The sequence below is a fragment of the Acinetobacter sp. LipI_23 genome (assembly GCF_058243045.1).
Window position 1 is genome coordinate 1,110,058 of sequence record NZ_JBZAYJ010000001.1, and the last position, 25,013, is coordinate 1,135,070.

The 25,013-nt window shown below is 40.0% G+C and carries 27 protein-coding genes, 1 pseudogene and 1 other annotated feature; of the genes and pseudogenes, 15 read left to right on the plus strand and 13 right to left on the minus strand.

The features are described from left to right. Positions 1 to 2 precede the first annotated feature (2 nt). A complete protein-coding gene (locus AC4CVD_RS05450; RefSeq protein ID WP_183173965.1) occupies positions 3 to 554 on the minus strand; it encodes a hypothetical protein in 552 nt (183 codons plus the stop codon). Between the two features lie 64 nt (positions 555 to 618). Here AC4CVD_RS05450 and AC4CVD_RS05455 point away from each other — a divergent pair, with 64 nt between their 5' ends. From AC4CVD_RS05455 to AC4CVD_RS05495, 9 genes are all read left to right on the plus strand, one after another. Further along, positions 619 to 1,251 (plus strand): UPF0149 family protein, encoded by a 633-nt coding sequence (locus AC4CVD_RS05455; RefSeq protein ID WP_004980864.1) that lies wholly within the window; start codon positions 619 to 621, stop codon positions 1,249 to 1,251. 80 nt (positions 1,252 to 1,331) lie between these two features. Further along, positions 1,332 to 2,654: a Xaa-Pro aminopeptidase gene (gene pepP, locus AC4CVD_RS05460; RefSeq protein ID WP_490752342.1), complete on the plus strand. Its 1,323-nt coding sequence runs from the start codon at positions 1,332 to 1,334 to the stop codon at positions 2,652 to 2,654. 146 nt (positions 2,655 to 2,800) lie between these two features. After that, positions 2,801 to 3,727: a phosphotransferase family protein gene (locus AC4CVD_RS05465; protein WP_490752344.1), complete on the plus strand. Its 927-nt coding sequence runs from the start codon at positions 2,801 to 2,803 to the stop codon at positions 3,725 to 3,727. Positions 3,728 to 3,864: 137 nt separating this feature from the next. Continuing rightward, a complete protein-coding gene (locus AC4CVD_RS05470) occupies positions 3,865 to 4,419 on the plus strand; it encodes a PAAR domain-containing protein (RefSeq protein ID WP_234951481.1) in 555 nt (184 codons plus the stop codon). A 3-nt stretch (positions 4,420 to 4,422) separates the two neighbouring features. Then, on the plus strand, positions 4,423 to 5,229 hold the full coding sequence (locus tag AC4CVD_RS05475) for a hypothetical protein (RefSeq protein WP_490752346.1): 807 nt from the start codon (positions 4,423 to 4,425) through the stop codon (positions 5,227 to 5,229). Positions 5,230 to 5,240: 11 nt separating this feature from the next. After that, the gene (locus AC4CVD_RS05480) at positions 5,241 to 5,681 is read left to right on the plus strand and encodes a hypothetical protein (RefSeq protein WP_234303834.1); all 441 of its coding nucleotides are present in this window, start codon (positions 5,241 to 5,243) and stop codon (positions 5,679 to 5,681) included. Between the two features lie 382 nt (positions 5,682 to 6,063). Continuing rightward, entirely contained in the window at positions 6,064 to 7,272 is a 1,209-nt protein-coding gene (gene ubiH / locus AC4CVD_RS05485) for a 2-octaprenyl-6-methoxyphenyl hydroxylase (protein ID WP_490752349.1), read from the plus strand. After that, the gene (locus AC4CVD_RS05490) at positions 7,269 to 8,513 is read left to right on the plus strand and encodes an FAD-dependent monooxygenase (protein ID WP_490752351.1); all 1,245 of its coding nucleotides are present in this window, start codon (positions 7,269 to 7,271) and stop codon (positions 8,511 to 8,513) included. The genes ubiH and AC4CVD_RS05490 overlap by 4 nt, the downstream gene beginning before the upstream one ends. Positions 8,514 to 8,688: 175 nt before the next feature. Then, positions 8,689 to 8,940, plus strand: coding sequence for a hypothetical protein (locus AC4CVD_RS05495; protein ID WP_004694228.1), 252 nt, complete (start codon positions 8,689 to 8,691; stop codon positions 8,938 to 8,940). Positions 8,941 to 9,073: 133 nt separating this feature from the next. Here the strand turns inward: AC4CVD_RS05495 and AC4CVD_RS05500 are convergent, their stop codons facing one another. The 5 genes from AC4CVD_RS05500 to AC4CVD_RS05520 form a co-directional block, all read right to left on the minus strand. Beyond that, the gene (locus tag AC4CVD_RS05500) at positions 9,074 to 9,730 is read right to left on the minus strand and encodes a DUF2238 domain-containing protein (protein WP_201706242.1); all 657 of its coding nucleotides are present in this window, start codon (positions 9,728 to 9,730) and stop codon (positions 9,074 to 9,076) included. Between the two features lie 97 nt (positions 9,731 to 9,827). Next, positions 9,828 to 11,216 (minus strand): adenylosuccinate lyase, encoded by a 1,389-nt coding sequence (gene purB / locus AC4CVD_RS05505; RefSeq protein ID WP_005399801.1) that lies wholly within the window; start codon positions 11,214 to 11,216, stop codon positions 9,828 to 9,830. Between the two features lie 57 nt (positions 11,217 to 11,273). Beyond that, entirely contained in the window at positions 11,274 to 12,005 is a 732-nt protein-coding gene (gene hflD / locus AC4CVD_RS05510) for a high frequency lysogenization protein HflD (RefSeq protein WP_490752353.1), read from the minus strand. 13 nt (positions 12,006 to 12,018) lie between these two features. Then, positions 12,019 to 13,152 (minus strand): tRNA 2-thiouridine(34) synthase MnmA, encoded by a 1,134-nt coding sequence (gene mnmA, locus AC4CVD_RS05515; protein ID WP_010326338.1) that lies wholly within the window; start codon positions 13,150 to 13,152, stop codon positions 12,019 to 12,021. Between the two features lie 4 nt (positions 13,153 to 13,156). Further along, on the minus strand, positions 13,157 to 13,642 hold the full coding sequence (locus AC4CVD_RS05520) for an NUDIX hydrolase (protein ID WP_490752354.1): 486 nt from the start codon (positions 13,640 to 13,642) through the stop codon (positions 13,157 to 13,159). Between the two features lie 144 nt (positions 13,643 to 13,786). Between AC4CVD_RS05520 and AC4CVD_RS05525 the strand changes: the two are divergent. Then, positions 13,787 to 13,969 (plus strand): annotated as a pseudogene (locus AC4CVD_RS05525) (LysR substrate-binding domain-containing protein); the annotation flags it as partial. 78 nt (positions 13,970 to 14,047) lie between these two features. Here AC4CVD_RS05525 and AC4CVD_RS05530 read toward each other — a convergent pair. The 3 genes from AC4CVD_RS05530 to AC4CVD_RS05540 form a co-directional block, all read right to left on the minus strand. Continuing rightward, positions 14,048 to 14,584 (minus strand): gamma carbonic anhydrase family protein, encoded by a 537-nt coding sequence (locus AC4CVD_RS05530; RefSeq protein ID WP_490752356.1) that lies wholly within the window; start codon positions 14,582 to 14,584, stop codon positions 14,048 to 14,050. A 95-nt stretch (positions 14,585 to 14,679) separates the two neighbouring features. Then, positions 14,680 to 15,828 (minus strand): D-alanyl-D-alanine carboxypeptidase PBP5/6, encoded by a 1,149-nt coding sequence (gene dacC, locus AC4CVD_RS05535; RefSeq protein ID WP_490752358.1) that lies wholly within the window; start codon positions 15,826 to 15,828, stop codon positions 14,680 to 14,682. Positions 15,829 to 15,945: 117 nt separating this feature from the next. Beyond that, on the minus strand, positions 15,946 to 16,332 hold the full coding sequence (locus tag AC4CVD_RS05540; protein ID WP_490752360.1) for an MCR_0457 family protein: 387 nt from the start codon (positions 16,330 to 16,332) through the stop codon (positions 15,946 to 15,948). Between the two features lie 275 nt (positions 16,333 to 16,607). On the opposite strand from AC4CVD_RS05540, the gene AC4CVD_RS05545 reads away from it, so the two are divergent. Continuing rightward, positions 16,608 to 17,827 (plus strand): IS3-like element ISAba19 family transposase gene (locus AC4CVD_RS05545; protein ID WP_490752243.1). Its coding sequence is split into 2 segments (ribosomal slippage): positions 16,608 to 16,884 and positions 16,884 to 17,827, totalling 1,221 coding nucleotides; the frame shifts between segments, so codons are not numbered across the junction. Continuing rightward, positions 16,883 to 16,999: a sequence feature (AL1L pseudoknot), on the plus strand. (Overlaps the previous gene by 117 nt.) Before the next feature lie 36 nt (positions 17,828 to 17,863). On the opposite strand, the gene AC4CVD_RS05550 is transcribed toward AC4CVD_RS05545, so the two are convergent. Further along, positions 17,864 to 18,211 carry an MCR_0457 family protein gene (locus tag AC4CVD_RS05550; protein ID WP_490752362.1) on the minus strand — a complete coding sequence of 116 codons (348 nt, stop codon included), beginning with the start codon at positions 18,209 to 18,211 and terminating at the stop codon, positions 17,864 to 17,866. Between the two features lie 311 nt (positions 18,212 to 18,522). Then, positions 18,523 to 19,044: a MerR family transcriptional regulator gene (locus tag AC4CVD_RS05555; protein WP_490752364.1), complete on the minus strand. Its 522-nt coding sequence runs from the start codon at positions 19,042 to 19,044 to the stop codon at positions 18,523 to 18,525. Between the two features lie 336 nt (positions 19,045 to 19,380). Here AC4CVD_RS05555 and AC4CVD_RS05560 point away from each other — a divergent pair, with 336 nt between their 5' ends. Then, positions 19,381 to 20,145 (plus strand): COG4705 family protein, encoded by a 765-nt coding sequence (locus AC4CVD_RS05560; protein WP_490752366.1) that lies wholly within the window; start codon positions 19,381 to 19,383, stop codon positions 20,143 to 20,145. Positions 20,146 to 20,329: 184 nt separating this feature from the next. Here the strand turns inward: AC4CVD_RS05560 and AC4CVD_RS05565 are convergent, their stop codons facing one another. Both AC4CVD_RS05565 and AC4CVD_RS05570 read right to left on the minus strand, forming a co-directional pair. Beyond that, positions 20,330 to 20,575, minus strand: coding sequence for a putative quinol monooxygenase (locus AC4CVD_RS05565; protein ID WP_490752367.1), 246 nt, complete (start codon positions 20,573 to 20,575; stop codon positions 20,330 to 20,332). 38 nt (positions 20,576 to 20,613) lie between these two features. Beyond that, positions 20,614 to 21,768 (minus strand): catalase family protein, encoded by a 1,155-nt coding sequence (locus tag AC4CVD_RS05570; RefSeq protein ID WP_005399786.1) that lies wholly within the window; start codon positions 21,766 to 21,768, stop codon positions 20,614 to 20,616. 298 nt (positions 21,769 to 22,066) lie between these two features. On the opposite strand from AC4CVD_RS05570, the gene AC4CVD_RS05575 reads away from it, so the two are divergent. From AC4CVD_RS05575 to AC4CVD_RS05585, 3 genes are all read left to right on the plus strand, one after another. After that, entirely contained in the window at positions 22,067 to 22,720 is a 654-nt protein-coding gene (locus tag AC4CVD_RS05575) for a DUF1003 domain-containing protein (RefSeq protein WP_228128214.1), read from the plus strand. 479 nt (positions 22,721 to 23,199) lie between these two features. After that, the gene (surE, locus tag AC4CVD_RS05580) at positions 23,200 to 23,970 is read left to right on the plus strand and encodes a 5'/3'-nucleotidase SurE (RefSeq protein WP_005399784.1); all 771 of its coding nucleotides are present in this window, start codon (positions 23,200 to 23,202) and stop codon (positions 23,968 to 23,970) included. Between the two features lie 153 nt (positions 23,971 to 24,123). After that, a complete protein-coding gene (locus tag AC4CVD_RS05585; protein ID WP_005399783.1) occupies positions 24,124 to 24,942 on the plus strand; it encodes a peptidoglycan DD-metalloendopeptidase family protein in 819 nt (272 codons plus the stop codon). The last annotated feature ends 71 nt before the right edge of the window (positions 24,943 to 25,013 follow it).

Below are 25,013 nucleotides of genomic sequence, written 5' to 3' on the forward strand. Positions count from 1 at the left end.
GATTAAACTTCCTCGCCAGCTTCAGTAGGGTGGGCAAGTTGTTGAATTTCTTGCGCGTGATGATCTTGCTCTGTGCCTAAAACAGCCAAGCGTTGGATGATGGCTTCGACTTTAGCTTTGGCATGCTCATTTTTTTGTAACAATCTTTCACGTTCTTGCTGAAGTGCTTGGATTTCTTGCTGAGCTTGACGCTGATCATTGTTCATTTTTTCTTTAATTGCACGTAATTCATTACGTTCAGCCAAGATTTCCTGAAAGCGATTTTTTAAATCCGTACAACTTTTTTCCAAACGACTATAACGATCGGCCAAAGCAGTCGCATCAGTGTTCAAGTGCTGATATTGGGTCTGAGCGCTGCTTAATTGCTCAGTTAAATCATCAATTTGTTCTTGCTTCTGGGTAATTAAGCTATTTTTTTGCACAACTTGAGAACGGTGCTGTTCTTCAGCATCCAGTTTAGCTGCATTTAAAGTGCTATTTTCACTTTCAAAATGAGCAAGTCGCGTTTTTAAAACGCCAATATGCGCCTGTAGACGCTGTAATTCTTCTAACATATCGTGGTCGCACAGTGCTGCAAACAAAGGTAATATATAAGAAGTATAGAGATTGGATAAACGAATGCAAGACGATATTTCAGGTTGGTCAGAATGGCAGCCAAATTTTTCTAAAATTGAAGAGATTTCTAGCCCAAGTGAGTTACATGGTTTACTCACAGGTATCATTTGTGTAACTCAGGCACCGAGCCGTGAAGAGTGGCAACACATCCTAACGACTTTGGAAATTCCAGAGTTAAGCGAAGAAGCTTTGGCTTTGTTAGCCGATGAAGCAGAAGATGTCGCACATGCACTTTCTGATGATGAGTTGGACTATTTACCGTTACTTCCCGATGACACTCATACGCTCGCAGACCGTGTACAAGCTTTGGCTGATTGGTGCGCAGGCGTAGTGCTGGGCTTTGGTTTAGCGTCTGGTCATATTCGTCCAGATGAAATGGAACTGATCGAACATTTACAAGATGTGGCGGCAGTTGAGTTTGAAGAAACTGATGATGATGAAGAGGGTGAAGAGAGCTATCAAGAGTTATACGAGTTTGTACGTTTAATTCCTGTGAGCTTATCTGTAGGCCGCAAAAAGATTGCGGTTGAGGAAAGTTCTCTGCTTAAACACTTTCATAACAAGCAACAAATCGATCGTTCTGTAACAGAAGCGAACAATGTTGTAGAAATGTTTACGCCGCATCGCCCAAGCTGATTGGCATAAGACTTGCTGCGCGTACATGATAGAGTGCGCGTGGCACTTATATTCTCTGGTATAAAAAAGACAGATCAAACATGAAACTAACGCAAGTGGATTTTCAGGAACGCCGTGACCGTTTGGCTGCACAAATGGGTCCGAACAGTATTGCCATTATTGCAACTAGCCCGGTGGCGATGCGTAATCGTGATGCAGACTATAAATACCGTACTGATAGCAGCTTTTTTTATCTGACCGGTTTTGCTGAGCCCGAAGCCGTGGCGGTCATCGAAACCTTTGCCGAAGACGATGAAGATGGTTATAGCTACAGTTTGTTCTGCCGTGAACGTGACCGCGAGATGGAAATCTGGAATGGTTACCGCACAGGTGTGGATGGGGCGGTAGAAGACTATGAAGCTGACGAAGCGTATGCGATAGATTTGTTAGATGAAGAAATCATTGAAAAACTCTTAAGCAAAGAAAAATTATTCTATCGTATTGGGCAACAGCCTGAATTTGATGCGCGTGTAGCAAAATGGATCACGACTGCCAATGGTGAGTCACGTCGTGGGACTGCTGCACCTGCACAATTGATACAGCTAGACCGTATTTTAGATGAAATGCGTTTGTTTAAGTCAGAACAAGAAATTGCATTGATGCAAACAGCTTCAGATATTTCCGCACAAGCGCATACTCGTGCCATGCAAGCCGTTAAGCCGGGTATGATGGAATATGCTCTAGAAGCTGAGCTGAATTATGTATTTGGTCAGAATGGCTGCGTGCCGTCGTATAACAGTATTGTCGGTGGTGGTGAAAATGCCTGCATTTTGCACTATGTAGAGAACAACAAAGAGCTGAAAGATGGAGATTTGGTGTTGATCGATGCAGCGTGTGAATATGAATATTATGCTTCAGACATCACCCGTACTTTTCCTGTCAATGGAAAGTTCAGCCCTGAGCAAAAAGCACTTTATAATGTAGTGCTTGATGCACAACTTGCTGCCATTGATGCAGTGCGTGTAGGGAACTCGTATAAGGAACCACATAATGTTGCTGTGCGCATTTTAGTCCAAGGTCTACTTGATCTGGGGATTATGCAAGGTGATATTGAAGAGATAATCCAAAAGGAAAGTTTCCGTCAGTTTTATATGCATGGTACAGGACACTGGCTCGGTATGGATGTGCACGATGTCGGTTCATATAAGCAAGAAGGTGTGTGGCGTACCTATGAAGAAGGTATGGTAGTGACGGTTGAACCGGGCTTGTACATTGCACCTGATGATGAAACGGTTGATGTGAAATGGCGTGGCATTGGTATTCGTATTGAAGATGACATCGTAGCAACCAAAAGCGGTCCACTGAATTTGACTACGAAAGTGGTGAAGTCGGTAGAAGAGATTGAAGCGTTAATGGCGCGATAAATATAATTTACTGTATAAAAGCCGATCATGAGATCGGCTTTTATTTTTTATAAGGTATTTATGTTGAATAGAGACCTATAATATTTATCAATAAAAAACCTTAATTATTTCATCATCATTTTTATTCACAACAGAAATTAGGCGGCATGAAGGATTTATCTGATTTAAAACATAGGATTCAGGCAAAGACGTTAAATTTAGTTACACAGAGAAATGGGGTTTCAGTTTATCAAGGGCAATCCTCTCAAGGAGAAGTCTTTATCAAAATAGCAAATAATCAAACGGCTAATGATCGTTACTGTGAAATCTTAGACGCTCTCAAAGAATTTCCACTAACGCCAAATGTATTAAATAAGTTTGAATGGGAAGGTTCTTCTATCCTTGTCATGAGTGCCATAGAAGGTAGGCAAGTCGATCAAGTATTAAAGAATTGTACGCGGGTACAGAAAATTTCTTTGCTTGGGAATGCAGGACGAGCTTTGGGCGAACTTCATCGTGCAATCCCACAGACTCGCTTATTGAATATGAGGTTTTGGCAAGATCGAGATGGCTTATCAACACATTGGGTATTGTGGAAGCAACAATTGGAATTAATGATCTCAAAATGGATGTCTCGTATAAATCCATTGTCATCTGATTATCACGAATTTTGTGACCAATTGAACGAGATACGAAAATACGGTAAAGCGATATATGAGCCGACACAGCTTCATTTACTGCATTGTGACTATATTGGTCGAAATATCCTTGTAGACAGTGAAAATCGGGTTTCGGGTATTATAGACTTTGACGCTGCTCGTATTGGAGATGCGGTTTATGATTTAGCCAAAATTGTTTGGGTGGATATAGATTTCTCTGATTTAGAATTACGGAATGCTTTTTTAGAAGGTTGGGAGTGTACATATAAGCAGACAGTGCCTCAAATAAAATTACTATTCTATGTTGGCATTCAATGTCTTGCGGCAATTGCTTGGACAGATAAAAATCCGTCTTTAGACGGAACTAATACTATTTTCCGCACTTCCGCAATTCGGACACTGAGGCTTGCGTTAACGGAGCTAGAGGTACTTTGATTGAATTCTAATACTCTTGTTGCGTATAAGCGCCATTATGTTAAGTAGACTCTATATTCAGGGTATTTATTGGAATTTTGTATCGTTTAATTCTTATGCTTTAATGTGATCATTATTAATAAATAATCAAATTATAAATGAAAGCATTAATCACAGTAGGTTGTAAAACAGATCATGGTGGAATCATTGTTTTAGGTGACTCATCTTTTTTAGTCGAAGGTAAGGCAGTACATCTTGATGGTATGACTCATTTTTGCCCTAAATGTAAGGTTCAATCACGTGCAATTGCTTCCAATCAAGGTTTTATGATTGTTGGTGGAAAAAGTATTGTTGCTGTTGGTGATACCTCTACTTGTGGATCAAAATATTTAAAAATTTCTGATTTAGCTGTAATGAGTAATGGATTAGGGAGTGGTGGATCCAGTTTAAACACAACAGCACCTCTCTCGAGTAGTTTTATTGATGATAAAAATCATTTTTATGATGAACAAATACAATTAGAAAATGCTAACGGTGAACCATATGCAAATGTTGAGTATTTAGTCACGTTTGAAGATGGTTCTACGCTCAATGGTATGACAGATAGAAATGGCAATACTGAAAGATTAAAAACTGAATCAGCTTTAGCAATAGTTTCTATCGATCTAATTGTTGATAGTAATTGTAACGAATCTTGTTCTTGTGGAGCATAATAAATGGATTTTAAAATTGTACCTGATTTACACTTACCGGAAATTCCAGGATTTAAATTGCCTAATATGCCCGATTTACCATCGGGGAAATCAGTAATTAGGTTCGTAACTGATAAAATCATAACAAATAAAACGGTAAAATCTAAAGTTGTTATTCGAGAAGATAAATCAAAGAAATATAGAGGAATGACTGCTGGCGAAATAGCTATGTGCAGAAAAATATTTAAAGATTCAATGGATTATAGTAAGGTTAAAATAATAAACAAAGCATTTTTACCTAAGCAGCAAGTTCCTATGACACCAAGAGGGCATGCTCACTATCCTGATGGATTAACAGGATCTGATATTTATCAAGACGATTTTTCCAATCCTCAATTTCAAGAAAATCCAATCAGAGTGAATGGTAGTGATTTAAGAATAAGAGCCAAACTCACTTTCATTCATGAAATGACTCATGTTTGGCAATTTCAAAAAGGCATGAATGTACTGAGTAGAGGAGCAGTATTACAAACATTAGAGTGGACTTTACCTGACTCAATATATGATCCTTATGACTATAGCTTAACAAAAGATACTGACTTTAAAAAATTGAATCCTGAACAACAAGCGAATATAGTCGCTGATTATTTTGGAATAATTGAAGGTTATAAGGAAATCAATTTTAGTATCGCTTGGCGGAATCACAGAAGTAATAACGCACAATACATAAGACAGGTTATGCAACCAATCATTAATAATCCTGTAGGATATCAATTAGTCTCAAATATTACTTTAATTCCGGTAGTTCCATTACTTTTCTTAATTTACTGAACTTTATCCTAATGAAATATATAATTTTTTTAAGCCTAGTGTTTTCATCATTATCATTAATTGGTTGTAAAGAAAAACGTGTGGACTATTTCAAATACGAAATTGTAGATGGCATAAATATTTGTGCATTGAAAACTGAAGAAATTAAAGAGGCTATCGATTTTTCCATGTTCGATACGTCTTTTAAGAGTATCAACGGAAACTTTAATGATGAATTATCAAAACAAATTTATGAAAGAAGTCTAAAAAACATCAGCCAAAAAGAAAGTAAACATGTTTTTTGCTTTTCAAAAAATAGTTTGAAATCAGATTTTTTAGAGACACAAATTAGAATTGAACTAAAAAGTGAAAAAAATTTCAGACAATATGAATTTATAAACTTTTTTTGTTTGAAAAATAATAACTTAATAAATTTTAAGGACAGAGAAGAGGCTATAAAGTCATGTCAATAATGTTAAATTTTTCTAAAATTAACATAATACACCTTATACGTAATCCTTTAAATTACATTTTAAATTCAATTGCTTATGTTTTATTGAAGAGCTCAATCTGAAGTGGTTGGGCTTTTTTATGTATTATTCATTTTTCATGATCATTATTTGTTTAAAGTTGCACATTTCTTATAAGTCTGTTTAAACAGTGTCCTGAAGAAGTTTTGAGGGAACTTTAAAAGACTGTCTTTTCAGAAATCATGACATGACACTTTACGGTGAAAGTACGTAAAAACATCCATTTCATTATAAAAAAGAAAATCTTTGATGTAATATAAATCCATTAAAACTTATAGGTATTTGAAGTTTTTGACTTTAGGTACGCCATAAAAAGGATAGAAGCATGCAACAAGAAGTCATCATAGTCGGTGGTGGTATGGTCGGACTGAGTCTGGCGTTGATGTTAGCCAAACAAAACATTGCGGTGAAACTTTTAGAGGCGATCAAATACCCAAATTATGATGATGTAAACCTTGCGCCATACCATTCTAGTTTTGATGCACGAAACAGCGCACTGTCTCGTCGTACAGTTCAAATTTACCAAGAACTGGGTTTATGGAGCGCTTTACAAGAACATGCAACGCCTATTTTTGAAGTAAATATCACCGAACAAGGTAGCTTTGGTAAAGCTCGACTCAAAGCAGAACAAGAAAAAGTCGAAAGCTTCGGGCAGGTCATCGAAAACGCATGGCTCGGTCGTGTACTACTGACGGAAGTCCAAAAACAACCGTTCATTGAGCTGATTGATGGTTTACAAGTCACCCAACTGACCCAAGATGCCGATATGGCCTACATAAAAGCGAGTCGTGGAGAAGAACAACTGTCACTGCAAGCAAAACTTGTCATTGCTGCAGATGGGCGTGATTCATTCTGCCGTAAAGCCTTAGGAATAGGTGCTTCAGAACATGATTATGATCAGGTCGCTATCGTCACTACAGTGCAAACTTCAAAACCGCACAACCATGTGGGTTTCGAGCGCTTTAGTAGTTTAGGACCATTGGCACTGTTGCCGCTTCCAGGAGAATACCGTCGTTCAGTAGTTTGGCCTGTGAAAAAAGGCACTGAAGGTGAATGGTTGGGTGATGAAAATGACCAACACTTTTTAAATGCTTTGCAAGAAACCTATGGCGACCGTGCAGGAAAGTTCCAAAAAACAGGTAAGCGTTTTAGTTTTCCATTGTCACAAGTGCTAGCCGAAAAGCAGGCCGTAGGACGGGTGGTCTTAATGGGTAATGCTGCGCATACCATTCACCCCGTCGCGGGGCAAGGTTTTAACCTGTGTATGCGAGATGCGCACGTTTTGGTCCGTTATTTAACAGAGCAAATTGCGCAAAATGCCGACTTGGGCGATGCTGAGATGTTACAAGCCTATGAGGCTTCACGTTTGACCGATCAACAACGCGTAATTAAGTTCTGTGATTCGGTGGTACGAGGCTTTAGCAATAGCAATCCAATCTTAAAGTTTATTCGGAATACTGGTCTGGTCGCATTTGATACGATTCCGGGCATTAAACCACTCGTTGCCAACTATGCCATGGGGCTAAAAGCATGAGTCATGTTCAAACTGATGTTTTAGATGTCGTGATTATTGGTGGTGGTTTGGTGGGTGGACTGACTGCCTTGCTTTTGGCGCAAGGCGGTGTGCAAGCTACCGTACTGGATGCTGCACCTATTTTAGATGAACAAAAAACTTTGAGTGTTGCAAACCCACGCGTCTTGGCACTCAGTCAAGCGACGATACACTTGCTTAAAACCGTTGATGTCTGGGACAAGATTACCCGCCAGATGCCGTATAGTGGCATGCAGGTGTGGAATAAAAATGGATATGGTGAAATTAACTTTGGTCATGAGTCCAAGCAGGAACCACAAGGCGAACAAGCCCTCGGTTCTATGGTTGAACCAAGTTTACTTAATTTAGCGATTCAACAGCAGATGCTTGCTGTACTCAACGATTACCGAACTCAGGTTAAAGTTGCTCGTGTCGAAGAAGGTGTTGGGCTATGGTATATCCATTTGGCCAATGGTACGGTGTTGAAAACCAAACTGGTGATTGGTGCAGATGGTGCAAACTCTTTTGTACGGGAACAAGCGTTTATCGATATCGATGTGCTGGACTACAAACAAGCTGGTTTAAGCTGCGCCATTCGTACTGCACAGCCTCATCAACACGTTGCACGTCAGATTTTTTTAGAAATGGGACCTTTGGCATTTTTACCAATGGCGAGTTTAAAACCAGAGCAAGCAGGGCATTGGCAGTCTATCGTATGGACGCTTCCTGATGATTATGCAGAAGAATATGCTGCACTTTCAGATGCTGAATTTACCCAGCTATTAACGCGAGAAAGTCATCACATGTTAGGCGAAGTGTTAGAAGCGACACCACGTGCCACTTTCCCACTCAAAGCACGTGCTGCACAACAATATGTTAAAGCGGGCTTGGCTTTAATTGGTGATGCGGCTCATGTGATTCATCCGTTGGCGGGGCAAGGTGTGAATATTGGTTGTCTTGATGCGGCTGTACTGTGTGATGTATTACTACATGATCTAGCGCGTGGCGTGTGGGCACATGAGCAAACACTGAAGCGTTATGAACACCGCCGTAAAGGACAAAATGATGCCATGATGCATAGCATGTCTGCCATCGGTTGGATGGAAACCACACAACTCTTTCCTGTGGTGTGGGCACGAAACTTTGGTTTGAAACAGGTTGAAAAACTGCCTGTATTAAAAGATGCTTTTATGGCACAGGCCAATGGTTTAGGGTTGCTCAAAGAGACGCGTTATGCAGTATAAGAACGGAAGTGTTAATTTTTAGGCAGTCGTAAAATAAGATTACGATTTTGATTAAAAAAGATTCGATTTTCCGTTGAATAAGACTATGCGAAAAGCTGAGAGCTTGTTAAATTTCAACATAATTGGAAACCAGTAATTCATGGGAACTTAAAATGTCATTTGTGGGGAGATTAAGATGACTGATTCAAATGATTATGATGATGTAGAAGACTCAGCAGTCGATGAAGACGAAGCTCAAGCAGCGGAAAAAGGAGCATCAGATTCTTCTGATAATGCTGCAAGTGATGGTGATGTTGCCGAAGCTGAAACACTTACGGTGACTGCAAAATTAAAACAACGCCAAGCACTTGAAGACGAAGTTGCTGCATTCCTTGCTCGTGGTGGCCGAATTACTGAAGTGCCAACAGATGAGTCTGCGAAAGACTAACAGAGTTAAAAACACCACGCCTGACGTGGTGTTTTTTTTATTGTGTTTTTAAAGCTGATGTACAAGTTACTTATGCTTAAATGATTCCTGTAATAGTCGTGATTTGTTGTGTTATAGGGATGGCAGCAAAGGACTACTTTTTCAATAGACAGGCTATGCCTGTGATGATCGCGCCAACTGTGGCTAAAAGCATGTCTTGATGTGCGTCCCAGATATCACCTTGTTGCCCATTGTAGTTTTCAGCATCTTCAGGTGATAAGCCCATCGCAATAAACCATTCAATCCATTCGTAAATGAGGCTACTTGCCATCACAAATTGAATGACCAGCAAGAATAGGGTGAGTTTAGAAAGTTGAGGCAGCCACACTTGAAACAGACGATAGAAAAACGGGTAGAGCAGTAGACCATACGCTAAATGTACGAAGCGATCATACATATTCCGCGTCCAACCTAAACTCTGGTTGAGGTCGAAGTTTAAATACTGCATCGACCATTCATTATAGGGCACATAAGAATATAGATAATGCGCACCGAGTATATGAATCAGCAAAAACCCAATATAAAGTATAAAGCTGATTAAGCTGAGCCCCATTTTATAAAGACAAATGATCAGCGTAACCAACATGAATACGGTTCCGACCTGATGCAAAATATAAGAGCTGAGTTCAAGGGGGTGGATCGATGCGAAAGCAATGGCGATAGCGAGTACAATGAGCGCAATCCAATGCGGCTTTTTCAGTTGATAGTCAAAGTGAGCTTTCGTTGTTGTACTTTTCAAGATTGTCATCATTTTTATTGGTTTTTCAATTATGCATATAGGAGATTCTTGTTTGCATTATAGATAAAAAAGCGAAGCCGAAGCTCCGCTTTTTTTCAATTTCTAAAAATTAGATTTTAGAAATTAAGTCAGCAACTTGTTTTGCTTGTTCAGCTGCGTTACCTGTATAGGTTGCAGGTGTCATTTCCGCTAAACGTGCGCGGTCAGCAGCAGGGACAGCTTCAAGTTCATTACCATTGACGAAGTCAACCATCATGTCACGTGTCATGGCTTGACCACGAGTTAATGCTTTTAGTTTTTCATATGGTTTTTCAACGTTGTAACGACGCATGACAGTTTGAATTGGTTCAGCGAGAACTTCTTGCGCATTGTTCAAGTCTTCATCAATACGTGCAGCATTCAGTTCAAGTTTACCAATGCCTTTTGAACAAGCTTCAAAAGCAATCAAGCTTTGTGCAAAACCAACACCCATGTTACGTAGTACAGTTGAGTCCGTTAGGTCACGCTGCCAGCGAGAAATTGGAAGTTTTTCGCCAAGGTGCGCAAGTACAGCATTGGCTAAGCCTAAGTTGCCTTCTGAGTTTTCGAAGTCAATAGGGTTTACTTTGTGTGGCATCGTTGAAGAACCAACTTCACCATCTTTGAGTTTTTGCTTGAAGAAACCAAGCGAGATATAACCCCAAACGTCACGGTTAAAGTCGATCAAAATCGTATTGAAACGACGTAAAGCATCAAACAGTTCCGCCATGTAGTCATGCGGCTCAATTTGAGTGGTGTACGGGTTAAAGCTTAGACCTAAAGACTCAACGAATGCTTGTGAGTGTGCAGGCCAGTTGATGTCTGGGTAAGCAGAAAGGTGAGCATTATAGTTACCCACTGCACCGTTAATTTTGCCTAAAAGCTCAACTTGTTTGAATTGTTTAATTTGGCGCGCAAGACGATATGCTACGTTTGCCATTTCTTTACCCAAAGTGGTTGGGCTTGCCGTCTGACCATGTGTACGAGACAACATAGGTTGGTCAGCATGCTTTTCAGACAATGCCACGATTGAGTCAATGATTTGCTGCATAGATGCAACCAATACATCACGACCACTTTTCAGCATTAATGCATGAGACAAGTTGTTGATGTCTTCAGACGTACATGCAAAGTGAATGAATTCACCCGCATTTTTAAGCTCTTCGATGCCTTCAATTTTTTCTTTCAGGAAGTACTCAACCGCTTTGACGTCATGGTTTGTAGTACGTTCGATGTCTTTAATACGGTTGGCGTCGTTTTCAGAAAAGTCAGCAACAATTGCATCAAGTGCAGCATTGGTCGCAGCACTGAAAGCAGGCACTTCAGTGATTTCTGGACGGTTTGCAAGCGCTTGTAACCAACGCACTTCAACAGTCACACGAGCATGGATTAAACCAAACTCAGAGAGGAAAGGACGAAGCGCATCACATTTGCTAGCGTAGCGTCCATCTAATGGAGAAAGTGCGGTTAAAGCGTTCATAGCGATTCCTTAAACTTTGGAATTAAACGTAAAACTAAAAAGCCCGTCGATCATGTGTTAAATCACCTGATACTGTAAACGAGCGAGATCTTGAATATCTTTAAGCAACTTGCGTTTGCTAAACACCATGCCCCATGAACTTCCACCGAGCTGACGCCATAAATGTGCCATTTGTAAGCCAGTGAAGAGGGAAGCACGAATGCGGTTGGTATGCGATGAATCTTTAAATGCTTCTGCATTACCTCGCACCATAATGCGTGGGTTAATTTGCCCTGCGGTGTCGACGTAGGTTTGCGCTAAGTTGGCAATAATGCTTGGATGTAAATAGTTATTATCGAAAAAAGAAAGTTGTCTTAAGATTTTTTGTTGGGACTGTTCAATAATTTCAACGAATTTGGGGTTGCTATACACTTTCTTTTCGAGTTGTAAGAGTGCCATGGCATAAGTCATGGGAAGTTTAGCAGTGGATAATTTGGGAATTCGAGTTTTGGGTGAGGTATTAAAGGGCTGGGTAATGCTACTTTCTAAGGTTTTTAGTCCTAAGGAGATGTCCGCCAGCTGATGAAAGAAGTCTAAAGTTTGGCAGCTTTGGTTGCCCTTTGGTCGGATATTTAAACTGGCTTTAATCAACTGCTCTAAATAGAAGTTACCGCTTTCCCCAATACTTTGCTGACCGCTCAAGGCGGTCATATGCGTCAGTTGCGCGGACTGAAAAACAGCCGCCAACGCTAAAGCTCGGTTTTGGCGTTCGTTCAAAGTTTGAGGCTGTTGAAACGGTAACTCAGCCATGTCTTAAAATCCTTTAAATAAAATCAGGTTTAGGAGCATTGGTATGATGAATCACGCCACCGCCTAAACAAACTTCACCTGAGTAGAATACGACACTCTGACCCGGAGTCACGGCACGTTGGGGTTCATCGAACTCAACACGTACGCCACCTTGGGTAGTCGGATCATTAAAGATCACACAATCTTGGTCATCTTGGCGATAGCGCGTCCGTGAGGTACAACGGAAACCTGTTTCAGGAATCTGCATTTCACCTGCGACCCAGTCAATCGTTTCACTCCAAAGCGCAGTGCTTTGCATCAGTGGATGTTCATGACCTTGACCAATCACCAAACGGTTGTTTTCAATATCTTTATGTAGAACGAACCATGCGCCTTCAGCTACACCTTTCAAACCACCAATACCAATACCACCACGTTGACCGAGCGTATAGTACATTAAGCCGTGATGTTCACCAACCTCTTTGCCATCATCTAAGACGATTTTTCCAGCTTGTGCAGGTAAGTATTGTTTTAAGAAGTCATTAAAACGACGTTCACCAATAAAACAGATGCCCGTTGAGTCTTTTTTCTTCGCTGTGACTAAGTCGTATTGTTCCGCAATTTTACGTACTTCAGGCTTTTCAATTTCCCCTACAGGGAACAACGTCTTATTAATTTCACGGCCATGCACAGCATGTAAGAAATAGGTCTGGTCTTTGTTTTTATCTAAACCACGCAGTAAAGGTGCGTATTCCTCACCTTTAGAGTTGGTCATAGTTTCGCCGCGACGTGCATAGTGACCAGTCGCAATAAAGTCTGCGCCCAGTTGCATAGCATGATCTAAGAACGCACGGAATTTGATTTCTTTATTACATAAAATATCTGGGTTTGGAGTACGGCCTGCAGCATATTCCGCTAAGAAATGCTCAAATACACGATCCCAATATTCCATAGCAAAGTTGGCGGTGTGTAGTTTAATCCCTAGTTTGTCACAGACGGCTTGAGCATCGGCTAAGTCTTCCATCGCCGTGCAGTATTCCGTGCCGTCGTCTTCTTCCCAGTTCTTCATGAAAAGACCTTCAACTTGATAACCTTGTTGAAGAAGAAGAGCAGCAGAAACAGATGAATCTACACCACCCGACATACCGACGATGACACGTTGTTGCATAGGACTAGGCATCCAAACTTGAAATAAGGGGAGAATTTTGGTGCTCATAAACGAGCGATAAAGGATATTTTTGCCCCGCGAGTGCATCTTGAACCGCTTTAATCACCAATGGACTACGTGCACGAGCCGTTTCGAGCAGCTCATCTAAAGTCATCCATACTGCACCCACGATACCTGTATCGAGTTCGGCCGTTGGATTGTGATGAAGTGACTGCGCTAAAAAGCAGAAACGATAATACGTGCGATCTGGAAACATAGGTGGTGTATAGGTATAAATGCCCAATAACGCATCTATAGACACTTCATGTCCAGTTTCTTCCATAGTTTCACGAATGGCAGCTTCGATGAGTGTTTCACCTGATTCAACATGGCCTGCAGGCTGGTTAAATACAGTGTGTGTCACACCCGCAGTATGCTCTTCTACAAATAGAAATTTTCCGTCTTTTTCAACAATAGTTGCGACGGTGACGTGAGCTGTCCAAGCGGTCATGTAAAAGCACCATGGGGTAAAAGGAGTATTCTACAAAATTTAGGCGGTGGTGGCTATGTTATGGATATAAAATTAGTAGCTTAGTTCCACGCTTTTGGTATCTTCTTCATCCGCTAGGCTATACAGGTATTGTGGTGGGCGTGGATTGCCAAGTTACCAGAGCTGATTATTCATAATGATTTAAAAGAAGGCCGTTTGGTCAAAGTGATTCCAAACTGGGAGCCAAAACCCGAACTGATTCATCTGGCTTATACCTCTCGACGTGGTTTATTACCATCGGTAAAAGCACTAATTGATTTTTTAGTGACTGAGTTTGAGAAGTATTAATCCGCAGATTCAGCATTTTTGAAGGTGATGCTTGTTATTTGATCTGATATGAAAAGGGGAGCAAAATGCTCCCAATGATCATGGCTCTAAATAATGTCCCGATACTTTGACATAGTTTTGTGCTGAATATGGTAAGAATGCTAATTCTGTTTCTGTCAGAAGGCGAACTTTTTTGGCAGGACTACCGACATATAAATAGCCACTTTCAAGCAATTTACCTGGGGAAACCAGTGTTCCGGCACCAATCATAACATCGTCAGGAATGATGACATCGTCCAAAACAATGCTATTGATACCAATCAAAACACGGTTGCCGATGGTACAGCCATGTAAGGTGACATGGTGACCAATGGTGACATCTTCACCAATGATTAAAGGCGAGCCATTTGGTTTGTCCGCTTTTTTATGACTAACATGCAGCATTGCATGGTCTTGTACATTCGAGTTTTTACCAATCCGAATATGGTTTACATCACCCCGAATTACGGCAAAAGGCCATACAGAAACATTTTCAGCCAAGATGACATCACCAATCACTACCGACATTTCATCGATATAGCAGTTGTTGCCAAGCTGTGGCGTGCTGTTCAAATAAGGGCGAATATTTTTAGCCATGTTGGTGTTCTGCTTTTATGTAGGTGTCCATTATAAAATAAAAAAGCACCCAGACCGAGGTGTGGATGCTTTAACTTAAGTCTAAATGTTGCTGCTTAGAATAAGTTTGAGAAGAATTGTTTGATGTGGTCAAGCATACGTGCAAAGAAACCTGCTTCTTCAACATCTTTTAGCGCCACAAGTGGTTTTTCAGCAATCACTTTACCATCAAGGCTTGCTACATATTTACCAACCACTTGTCCTTTTTTCAACGGTGCAGTCAGTTTTGGTTGAACCACCAGTTGTGTTTTGATTGCGTTGGCTTGACCTTTAGGCATAGTCACATTAAAGGTTTCAGCTAAACCAATTTGTACGTCACTTTCTTTACCAAACCACACTTTTGATTTTGCTAAAACTTGGTTCGCAGCTTGAACATTTTTAGTTTCAAAGTTTGCATAACCCCACGCTAAAATTTCACGTGTTTGCGTTGCGCGTTCTTGCATGCTTGGCGCACCAAAAATCACAGAAATCAAACGCATTGGGCCACGTTTAGCCGAAGTTGTTAAGCAATAACCCGCTTCGTCAGTATGACCAGTTTTTAAACCATCGACACTTGGGTCAGTATAAAGCAAGGCATTACGGTTGCCTTGTTTGATACCGTTAAAAGTAAATTCTTTTTCAGAATAAATCGGATAATATTTTGAACTGTCGTGAATGATGTGCTGTGCAAGCGTTGCCATGTCTTTAGCAGTGGAGTAGTGACCTTCAGCAGGCATACCTGTTGAGTTCATGAAGCTGGTATTGGTCATGCCGATACGTTTTGCTTCAGTGTTCATCATGTGAACGAAAGTGCCTTCGTTCCCAGCAATGTGCTCAGCCATAGCCTTAGATGCATCATTACCCGATTGGATGATAATGCCGTGTAACATCTCTAATGCAGTCGCAGTACCATTTAATGGCACATACATACATGATTCCGAACTACTACCACGACACCAAGCAGACTCGTTCATCCGAACTTTTTCATCTTCGGTTAGCTCGCCCGCCAACAACTTTTGCTCAATAATGAAACTCGTCATCATTTTTGTCATTGACGCTGGTGCTAATTTTTCATTTTCATTTTTAGATGCGAGGATTTGCCCAGTCTCATAATCCATCAGCACATATGATTTATTATTTAGTTCTGGTGGTGAGGATAAGACAGTTGCTGCAAATGAAATGCTTGGTACGAGTAATGCCGCAGCAAGGGCGCTTTTTTGAATCATTCTAAGGGGTTCCGATTTCTTTAGTATAAGCACGAGAGCTTTGCATTTTAGGACAAAGTTCTGCCGACTTCTACGGGAGAAATCGGCTTATTTCAAAGATATTGTAACCAATTGGTATTATTTGCTGTAAGTGCTCAATTCGTTACAAATTTCTTGGTTTTTCGCTTTACCTGCTTTTTTCGCATCGGCTTGAGCTTCGGCTAAAATAGGCTTAAATTTTTTCTCTTTGCTGAGGCTTTTAAGGTATTCAGTCGGGTTTTTCTGTTGCGGTAGATACTCTTTGGCCAAAGTATTGTATCCATTTTCAAACTGACTCTGGTCTGAAACGAGACTTGGACAAACTTCGGATAACACATAAATTGCAGCCAACTCTTGCTGCGTCACTTGTTGCAATGGAGTTACTTCAATATTTTCGTCTTTATTGGCTGCATGAGCCGAACTGATGGCAATTAAAGAAGAGCCACAAACTGCCAAAATCACTTTTTTCATTACATTTAAATTCATTCTAAACCCTAAGTGCATACATGTTGTTGCCATAATAGGATGAGCTTAAACAAATTTTAAGTAAATGTAAGCGCAAAAATGTATAGAAGCTGTTGAAGTCGCTTCATCGTTTTTACATTTTTCAGTCCAACAAAAAAGGATGAATAACCCCATTATTCATCCTTTCTTTGCGATATAGATGTAGAACTTGAATTAACCTTCAAAGTTTACAACGTCATCACATACTGAACCGTACCGGGTTTGTCGGAGAGTCAATATTCTGAGAAACTATCCCGATGACAAAATTAAAATATACCCCTGAAATCAGAGAAAGAGCGGTTCAATTACTAATTGAATCTGAAAAAGATTATCCTTCTACTTGGGCAGCAATCACAGCTATTGCTCCTAAAATCGGTTGTACTCCTGAAACATTGCGTGTTTGGTATTTAAAGCATCTGGATCAACTAAATCCTGCCAAAGTACAACAGATATCTGACCAAGAAAAAATGAAGCAAATGGAACGTGAAATTAAAGAATTAAAACGTGCCAATGAAATTCTACGCAAAGCAGCCGCTTTTTTCGCCCAGGCGGAGCTCGACCGCCCACACAAATAATGGTGGATTTTATCCATAACAATAAAGATCGATATGGTGTTGAAGCGATTTGTAGAATTTTACCTATCGCACCTTCAACCTATTACCGGACTTTAGATCTCGCGGACAATCCAGAACATCGAGCGAAACGAGATTTACATGACTTGCATCATGCTGAACAAATTAAACGAATTTGGAAGGAAAGTTCAGGTCGATATGGTGTACGTAAAGTCTGGCAAAAATTAAAACGTGAAGGCTATATTATTGCACGCTGTACAGTTGCTCGATTGATGCAAAAGCTAGGTATACAAGGTGTTTGGCGTGGTAAGAATAAACAAACTACTCGTAACCGAGATGACCAAAAACGGGCAGATGATTTAGTGAAACGTAATTTTAATGCTGATCATCCAAACCAACTATGGGTGGGTGACTTTACGTATATTCAAACTCATTCAGGCTGGGTATATACCGCATTTGTTATTGATGTGTTCTCACGAGCAATTGTTGGATGGAAAGTATCTACACGGATGAATACAGATATGGTGCTCGATGCATTGGAGCAAGCATTGCACGATCGAGGTATGCCTAAGAATGTGATTCATCATTCAGATAGAGGTGTTCAATATCTTTCTATTCGCTATACCAATCGTTTAGAAGCTGCAAATTTACGAGCATCAGTCGGTACAACTGGTGATTCATACGATAATGCTCTGGCTGAAACGGTGAATGGCTTATACAAAACAGAGGTGATTGAATATTTAAAAGCAGATTGGCAAGGTTTAGCAGATGTACAACTTGCGACACTAAACTGGGTATATTGGTTCAATAAAAAGCGTGTACACAGTGCACTGGGTTATGTATCGCCTTTTGAGTTTGAAGCAATGTACTATGATAAGATTAACCCGTTAGGTCAGGTGGCCTAACTTAAATAAAAAAATCTCCGACAAACCCGGTACGGTTCATACTGACTTTTGTTCTGCTTTGTCAGTACCATTTGCATCTGTACGAGCTTCTTTCAGAATCGACTGGTATTCGCTGTCTGACTGTAATTTTGCATAGGTCATCGACTTATCTGAGTAGTCTTGTAAATAGGTTTGAATTAAAGTTTGAATGTTGCTTTCAATTTTAGGGCCTTGACCCACCAAAGCAGGGCAAAATTCGGTCATGACTTGCGCTGCTGCAATATCTTCTTTCACGATGGTGTTGGCTTCTTCTGTGCTTAATCCCTCTAGTGCAAAAGCAGATTGAGAAATCATGATAGCCATGCCTAATCCGAAGAAATTACGTAATGTTAAGCTTTTAATCATTTTTAAAATCACATATTTATGGTGGATGCGGAGACTCAATATATATATTTTCAATTAGAATTCAATGAAAAGTTCTGACCAGTCATTTTTTAATAAAGTTTTTTGTTTTGGACTTTTTAATCGCCAATGATCATCGTAACGACTTCTAATCTTCAGTTTTGGCAGTCTTTAGGATGATCTGCTTGTTGGTGCAGGAATAATATTTAGGGATAAAAAATGCTTACGATAGGTAAGCAGTGAACTCAATAGCCCTTAGATGAGAGCTATTGGGTTTGATGTTCAAATGATCAAATATTGAGAGCTAAAAAGCACTATAAGCTTCGAATAGCCGTAATCTCATCTTGTGTAATGTTGAGTGACTCTAAGAATTTTTGATGCTCCTCAGGTTCCATCTCTTCAAATTTTTGATGCCACTTAATCATATCTTCTTTTGATAAACCTGCTGCGATCATAATCTCTACCCATTTGGCTTTATTCACGAACTTTTCCTTTAATAAAATGGACTTTTTCAATAACTCAATGATAGCTTTTTGATGAGCTCGTAAGTTATTGATCTCTTGTTCCAATGCCCGAAAATGATTTTCCAAGATCTGCCCTTGGGATATGCTAAATGGTTCTAAAAGCAAACGAATATCTGAAATGGATAGTCCGTAAGAACGGTAAGAGATGATGCTTTTAAGACGCTCAATTTCACTTTCACCGTACCACCGGTATCCATTTTCAGCGATTAAGCTTGGTTTTAATAAACCCTGTTTCTCATAATAGAGAATAGTCGTTCTGGATAACCCGAGTTTTTTCGCTAAGCGAGATACAGTAAGCATAGTTTCCATCATTCGTTCATTGTTCCATTAAGCTAAACCCTTTACTTATAGACGGGTCAATCAGGTGAATTCAAAAATATCGCAAATAAATTGATGCGAATAGAACATTTGTTATGGCTTATTTTACAGCTGTCTTTACAGCTAGCGAGCGACAACATGAGCTTAGCTGTTTAACTCAGCTCAGCTTGGTTTTAAATCGATTTAGAAAGCGAATGAAAAGTCTATAGATGTTGTGGTGTTGAAAGCCATAAACAGCCTCTATGGGCGAGGTCTTTGAAATTTAAGATTGATTTCAGTTGTGAGCACTATTATTCAGCATAGACAAAGAATAAGGTTTGGGTGCGTATCATGACTGAAGAAAAAACATTGCATGAGGTGCTGAGCAAGGTGCCTGAAGTCACTTTGTTGTTTTGGATCATTAAAATTGCGGCAACAACACTGGGTGAAACAGCGGGGGATGCCTTATCCATGTCGCTTAATCTGGGATATATCGTAAGTACGGGTATCTTCGCCGTTATTTTTGCAATATTCGTTGCAGCACAGATTAAGGCCAAAAAATATAATGCATTTTTTTATTGGTCTACAATTATTGCAACAACAACTCTAGGGACAACTATAGCGGACTATGTTGATCGTACCTTAGGACTGGGCTATTTAGGTGGCAGCTTAATCTTATTCGACTTACTTATTTTATCTTTATTGGCGTGGTACTACAGCAGCGGGTCAATTGCGGTACAAAGTATTCAATCTTCCAATAGTGAAGCGTTTTATTGGCTGACCATCATGTTTTCCCAAACATTGGGCACAGCGCTAGGGGATTGGACAGCAGATACACAAGGGCTGGGCTATACCAGTGCCGCACTTATCTTTGGCGGTTTACTTTTATTGCTGACCATGCTTTATATGTGGACCAAAATCTCTAGAACTTTCTTATTTTGGGCTGCATTTGTACTCACGCGACCATTAGGTGCCGTACTAGGGGATTTCCTAGATAAGCCCATTAGTCACGGAGGGTTGGATCTGAGTCGATTTGGCGCATCCTTTGTTCTATGTGGTTTTATAGTCTTTTGTTTGGTGGCTTTTAAACCCAAAGCAGCAGCGATTGCTCACTAAAAAAGCTCTTAGCTTTAACACTTGCTCAATGCAAGATGATTAATACAAAAACCGCTATTCTTCATCATGTTTTTTAGTGCAGAACATTTTTAAATTTTAAGGTCTGAATAGAGAGAGCTTTCGTTTGAGGGCTATTTCAAGTTCTGGTCATTGAAGTGTCATTTTATAGCTAAAAACTTAAACCTTATTCACCTTCAGATATTTCGTATTGCCGTTTAATATTTTGCGTTTTTACTCCCCAAACAGAAGATGCCGCTCTACTTTGGTGATGCTTAAAACTTTTCATGCTATCAAACACTTCCTGCACCTCCCAGATAAAAGGATCGTGGCTTTGCTTGACCTCAAAAGAAATGTAACCTTCTTCTTGATGAGTTAATTCAATATGTGCTGGAAGGAGTTCTATCACCATACGGACTTCTTCTTTAGACATACAGATTAATAGGCCATTGAGTTTAACCATAGGACTCCTTATTGATCTTCGACATTGTTAGCGTTTGTTTGTTTAGCCGAATTCATCTCATGTCTGACGCGACTAATCTGGTCATATATGACTTTGCGCATTCGGTTTATCGCACCCAGTGGTTTATGTTCAGCTAATGCATGCCATGGTGTAAAGGATAGATTTTCACAAAACTTATTTTGCTCAGTGGTATCAAAAACTTGTTGAGGAATATGAATTGTGGCCACCTTATAGAAAGGAGCTTGGTCTTCTTTCCATTCAGTCATTGAGTCTTCAACAGACATTGTGCTGGATGTCCGGGGTTGTACTAGAAATTCCATGCAGGCATCACGATCTTGTAACGTCGTTCGAAGAGCCGCTCTTAAAAAGTCCTTTTGAGGAGTAACTGGAATCGGGCTAACAACGCTTGAACATGCACGAGCAGAGTACTTTACTGCTTGACGACGCGTGCCGACTCCTAACTGATAGGGCACCATAGACCAGTATCTGGTTTGCAGTGGATTTGAAATTTTATTTCTAGTGTTTAAGGCAATCCAAGTTCCTTTGGCTCCTAATGCAAAAGGGACATGCAGTTTTTTTAGCAATCGATCGCTATTGATATCTTGCATAAATGATAGATAACGAGCGGGGTCATTGGTAAAGAATACAGGGTGATTGATCATAATGAAATCTTGCGTAGCCGCAGGTTCATCTAGAAGGTTTTTCTGAGGCACGGCTAAAAGTTTGATCGCCATGCCGCGTGCATCTTTTTTTATATCTGCCTGTTTTGCATTACTCGATCCATTCGAAAAACGAATCCACGCTTGATAAGTTTTTCCTGGAATAAAAACACCATAAGCCATGTTTTGAGGCAATGTTTCGTTTATCTTAAATTCTGCGCGTACGCAACCATGTGCTTTAGGGTGCGCATCACGTAGTGCGATATCTGTGGCATATTGTTTTCGGATCGTCATTTCAATGATGTTCGCGATTTCTTTAGCAGTGGCGGCCTCATTTGGATAAAGACTTTCACTTAGAGCATGATCTACATCTGGGTATATAAAATCTTTAGGAGAAGTCAACATTACAGGTAGTGTATTCGCTTCTACGTTAGCGGTGATACCTGTGAGCAATATGGTATGAAAAAGTAGACCTAAACGCATAGGTCTTGCGGAGTTAGGCATTGATTGTCTCCTTGCTCTAAAGCTGGATTTTTTTTAATTTTTAGCCTGATGATATGAACTTGTTTAACCGTATTTAAGACACAGAATCATGATTATATCTGTGGCATTTTTTTATTCATGGCTACTGTCTAGAAAAAACTTAATGAGGAGCTACGCTGAGTGATGCTGAAAATTTGACATTGGTTTAAAATTTGTTCGATGATGTTTATCTCCCCAAAACCAATAATGATTATAAAAGAGAACGAGCATGAGCGAAAAAACTCAAAGTCATGAATGTTTAGTCTGTGGGTAGAAATTCATCATTAAAAACCTCATTCCTATGGGGGCAATACGAAAATCTATTACCGAAGAAATTTCACATGATTTTCCAGAATGGTCGCCTCAAAGTTATATTTGCCAAGCAGACTTAACCAAATATCGAATTCAGTATGTTCATTCACTGTTAAAGTCGGAAAAGGGCGAAGTGACTGATCTTGAATATGAGGTGATTAAAAGTTTGCAACAACATGAAGTGATCACCAAAAATGTTGAAAAGCAGTTGGATCAAAATTGGACTTTAGGGGAAAAGCTGGCATATAAAATTGCGACCTTTGGCGGTAGTTGGGCTTTTCTCATGTGCTTTGCAACTTTCCTAGCCATTTGGATTATTGTAAATACAGTAGTCATGGTTACGCATCCTGCCGATCCGTATCCCTTTATTTTATTAAATTTAATTTTATCCTGTATTGCAGCGATTCAAGCTCCTGTGATTATGATGAGCCAAAATAGACAGGAAGCTAAAGACAGATTGCGTTCGCAAAACGATTATAAAATTAATTTAAAGGCAGAGTTAGAAATTCAACATTTAAATGAAAAACTAGATCATTTGTTGATGCATCAGTGGAATAGGTTAGCCCAAATACAAGAAATACAACTGGATTTGTTATCCGAAATGAGTAAAAAACGCGAATAACTTGTCTCAATATCCAAACACTTAAAAGCATGTTTTGTAATAGTGAGTCATAGCTGGAATTGCTCTCTTAAATATTTTTAACTCATTGCTTTATATTTATTTGTTTATGTAAGAGAAGAGTAGTTTTATAGAATCAAGAGATCTATATGTTATCTTTTTGAAGGCGTACTCTCCAGTAAACACTTTAAACCTATGCTTAGCTTCTTCTATTTTTAAGCTCTCTCTTTTGTACTCTGTTCATGCAAGAGTAAAGTACTCACCCAGATCAATGATTTCATCTTTTCAGATTGCCTGATCTCAATGTATAGTCGTTCTGCATCGAGGACTCTATAGCTTTTCTTTTCGCTTTAAAGATTTAGTTTTTTTTAAAGCTACCCCCAAATCTACCTGTATGAATTGCAGATTAAAAAGACGAAGACGAGTGCAAAATAGATGTATAAGGCTTTTACCGACTCATATAGATTTAAGAAGATCCATCAGTGAATATTTTAATAGCTAATGACGATGGTGTTTTTGCACCAGGTATTCAAGCGCTCGCACATGCTTTACGTCCATTAGGTCGCGTGGTGATTGTAGCACCCGAAAGTGAACGCAGTGGTTTTTCCAGTGCTTTGACTTTAGATCGACCCTTACGCCCAATCGAAATTGCACCCGACATGTGGGCAGTCAATGGAACACCCGCCGACTGTGTCTATTTGTCCATGAATGGCTTATTTGACTTTGAGTTTGATCTGGTTGTTAGTGGCATCAATAGCGGGGCAAACTTGGGTGATGATGTACTCTACTCAGGTACAGTTGGAGCAGCATTTGAAGGGCGTCTAATGAAACAGCCAGCCATTGCGGTATCACTTGCGGGCCCTGAAGTGCGTTCGTACAACAGCCCAGAAGATTATCATCATGCCGCACAGTGGGTGCATGATTTTGTGAAGCAAGGTTTGCCTGCATTGCCACCACGCCATATTTTAAATATTAATATTCCAGATGTTGCTGAGTTACAGGGCGCTAAAATTACTTATCAAGGACGTCGTCGTCAGTCTAAGCCGATTACCAGTCATGTTGACCCACGTGGTCGTCAAGTGTACTGGATTGGGCTTGCAGGTGAAGCTGTGGCAGAACCGAAAAGAGGCTATGATGAGGTAGAGTCAGACTTTTTCGCTGTGGCAAATGGTTTTGTCAGTATTACGCCTATTCAGATGGATGCAACCAACTATGAAGTTTTGCATGCATTACAAGGGCAAATAAGTGCGTAAAAGTCGCTACAGCTGAGCAATACAAGGAATGTATTCAGCTGTTTGTTATAACTTTGTGAAAATACGCGCAGAGATACTATTTTCACATACTTTTTTGCTAATCTTAGCGCAAATTAAACTGATTAATTTTTGTATTTTTAGAGAGTAAGATAAATGTCTGTGTTGTCTCAAATTCGTTTCATTGCAATTCCTACAGCACTACTGAAAACTGTCGTGTTATCCACAGCTGTAGTTTCAACTGTTATTTTGAGTGGTTGTGCTTCTAAACCACAGGTTAACAATGCAACACGTTTTGCGAAAGCACCAGACTATTATACAGTTCGTTCAGGCGACACGCTGAGCGGTATTGCAACTCGTTATGGGCTGAGTTATACCTCTGTTGCAGACATGAATGATATTGCTGCGCCGTATCGTATTTATGTGGGGCAGTCATTACGTTTAAAAGGCTCGGGTAGCCCACGTACAACTACGACGCAACCTATTACACAAACCGCTCCAATTCAACGTCAAAATATTGGTCTCCCGAGTCAAAATACGACCACCACAACCACAACAACTCCTGCTAAAGTACCGACCGCACCTGTTGTGAGCTCGAAAAGTTCAACTTTACGCTGGGTAAAACCAAGTAATGGCGCTGTTTTGCAAGGTTATAATTTAGCAAATAATGTGAAAGGTATTCGCTATGCTGGTAACCAAGGTGATCCAATTTATGCAGCAGCAGATGGCCAAGTGGTGTATGCAGCAGACGGATTGAAAGAATATGGGAACTTAATTTTGGTTAAGCATATTGATGGTTATATCACAGCATATGCACACAACAGTGCGATGAATGTGAAGAGCGGTCAAAATGTGACGGCAGGACAGAAAATTGCTGAAATGGGATCCACAGGTGCAACGCGCACCATGTTAGAGTTCCAAGTACGCTTAGATGGCAAGCCAATCAATCCGACTATAGTTTTACCATTAAATTAAAAAATCTGGATGCAACGCAAAAAATTCACCGTATAATACAATGAGTTGTTTTTATCAAATAGATGAAAACT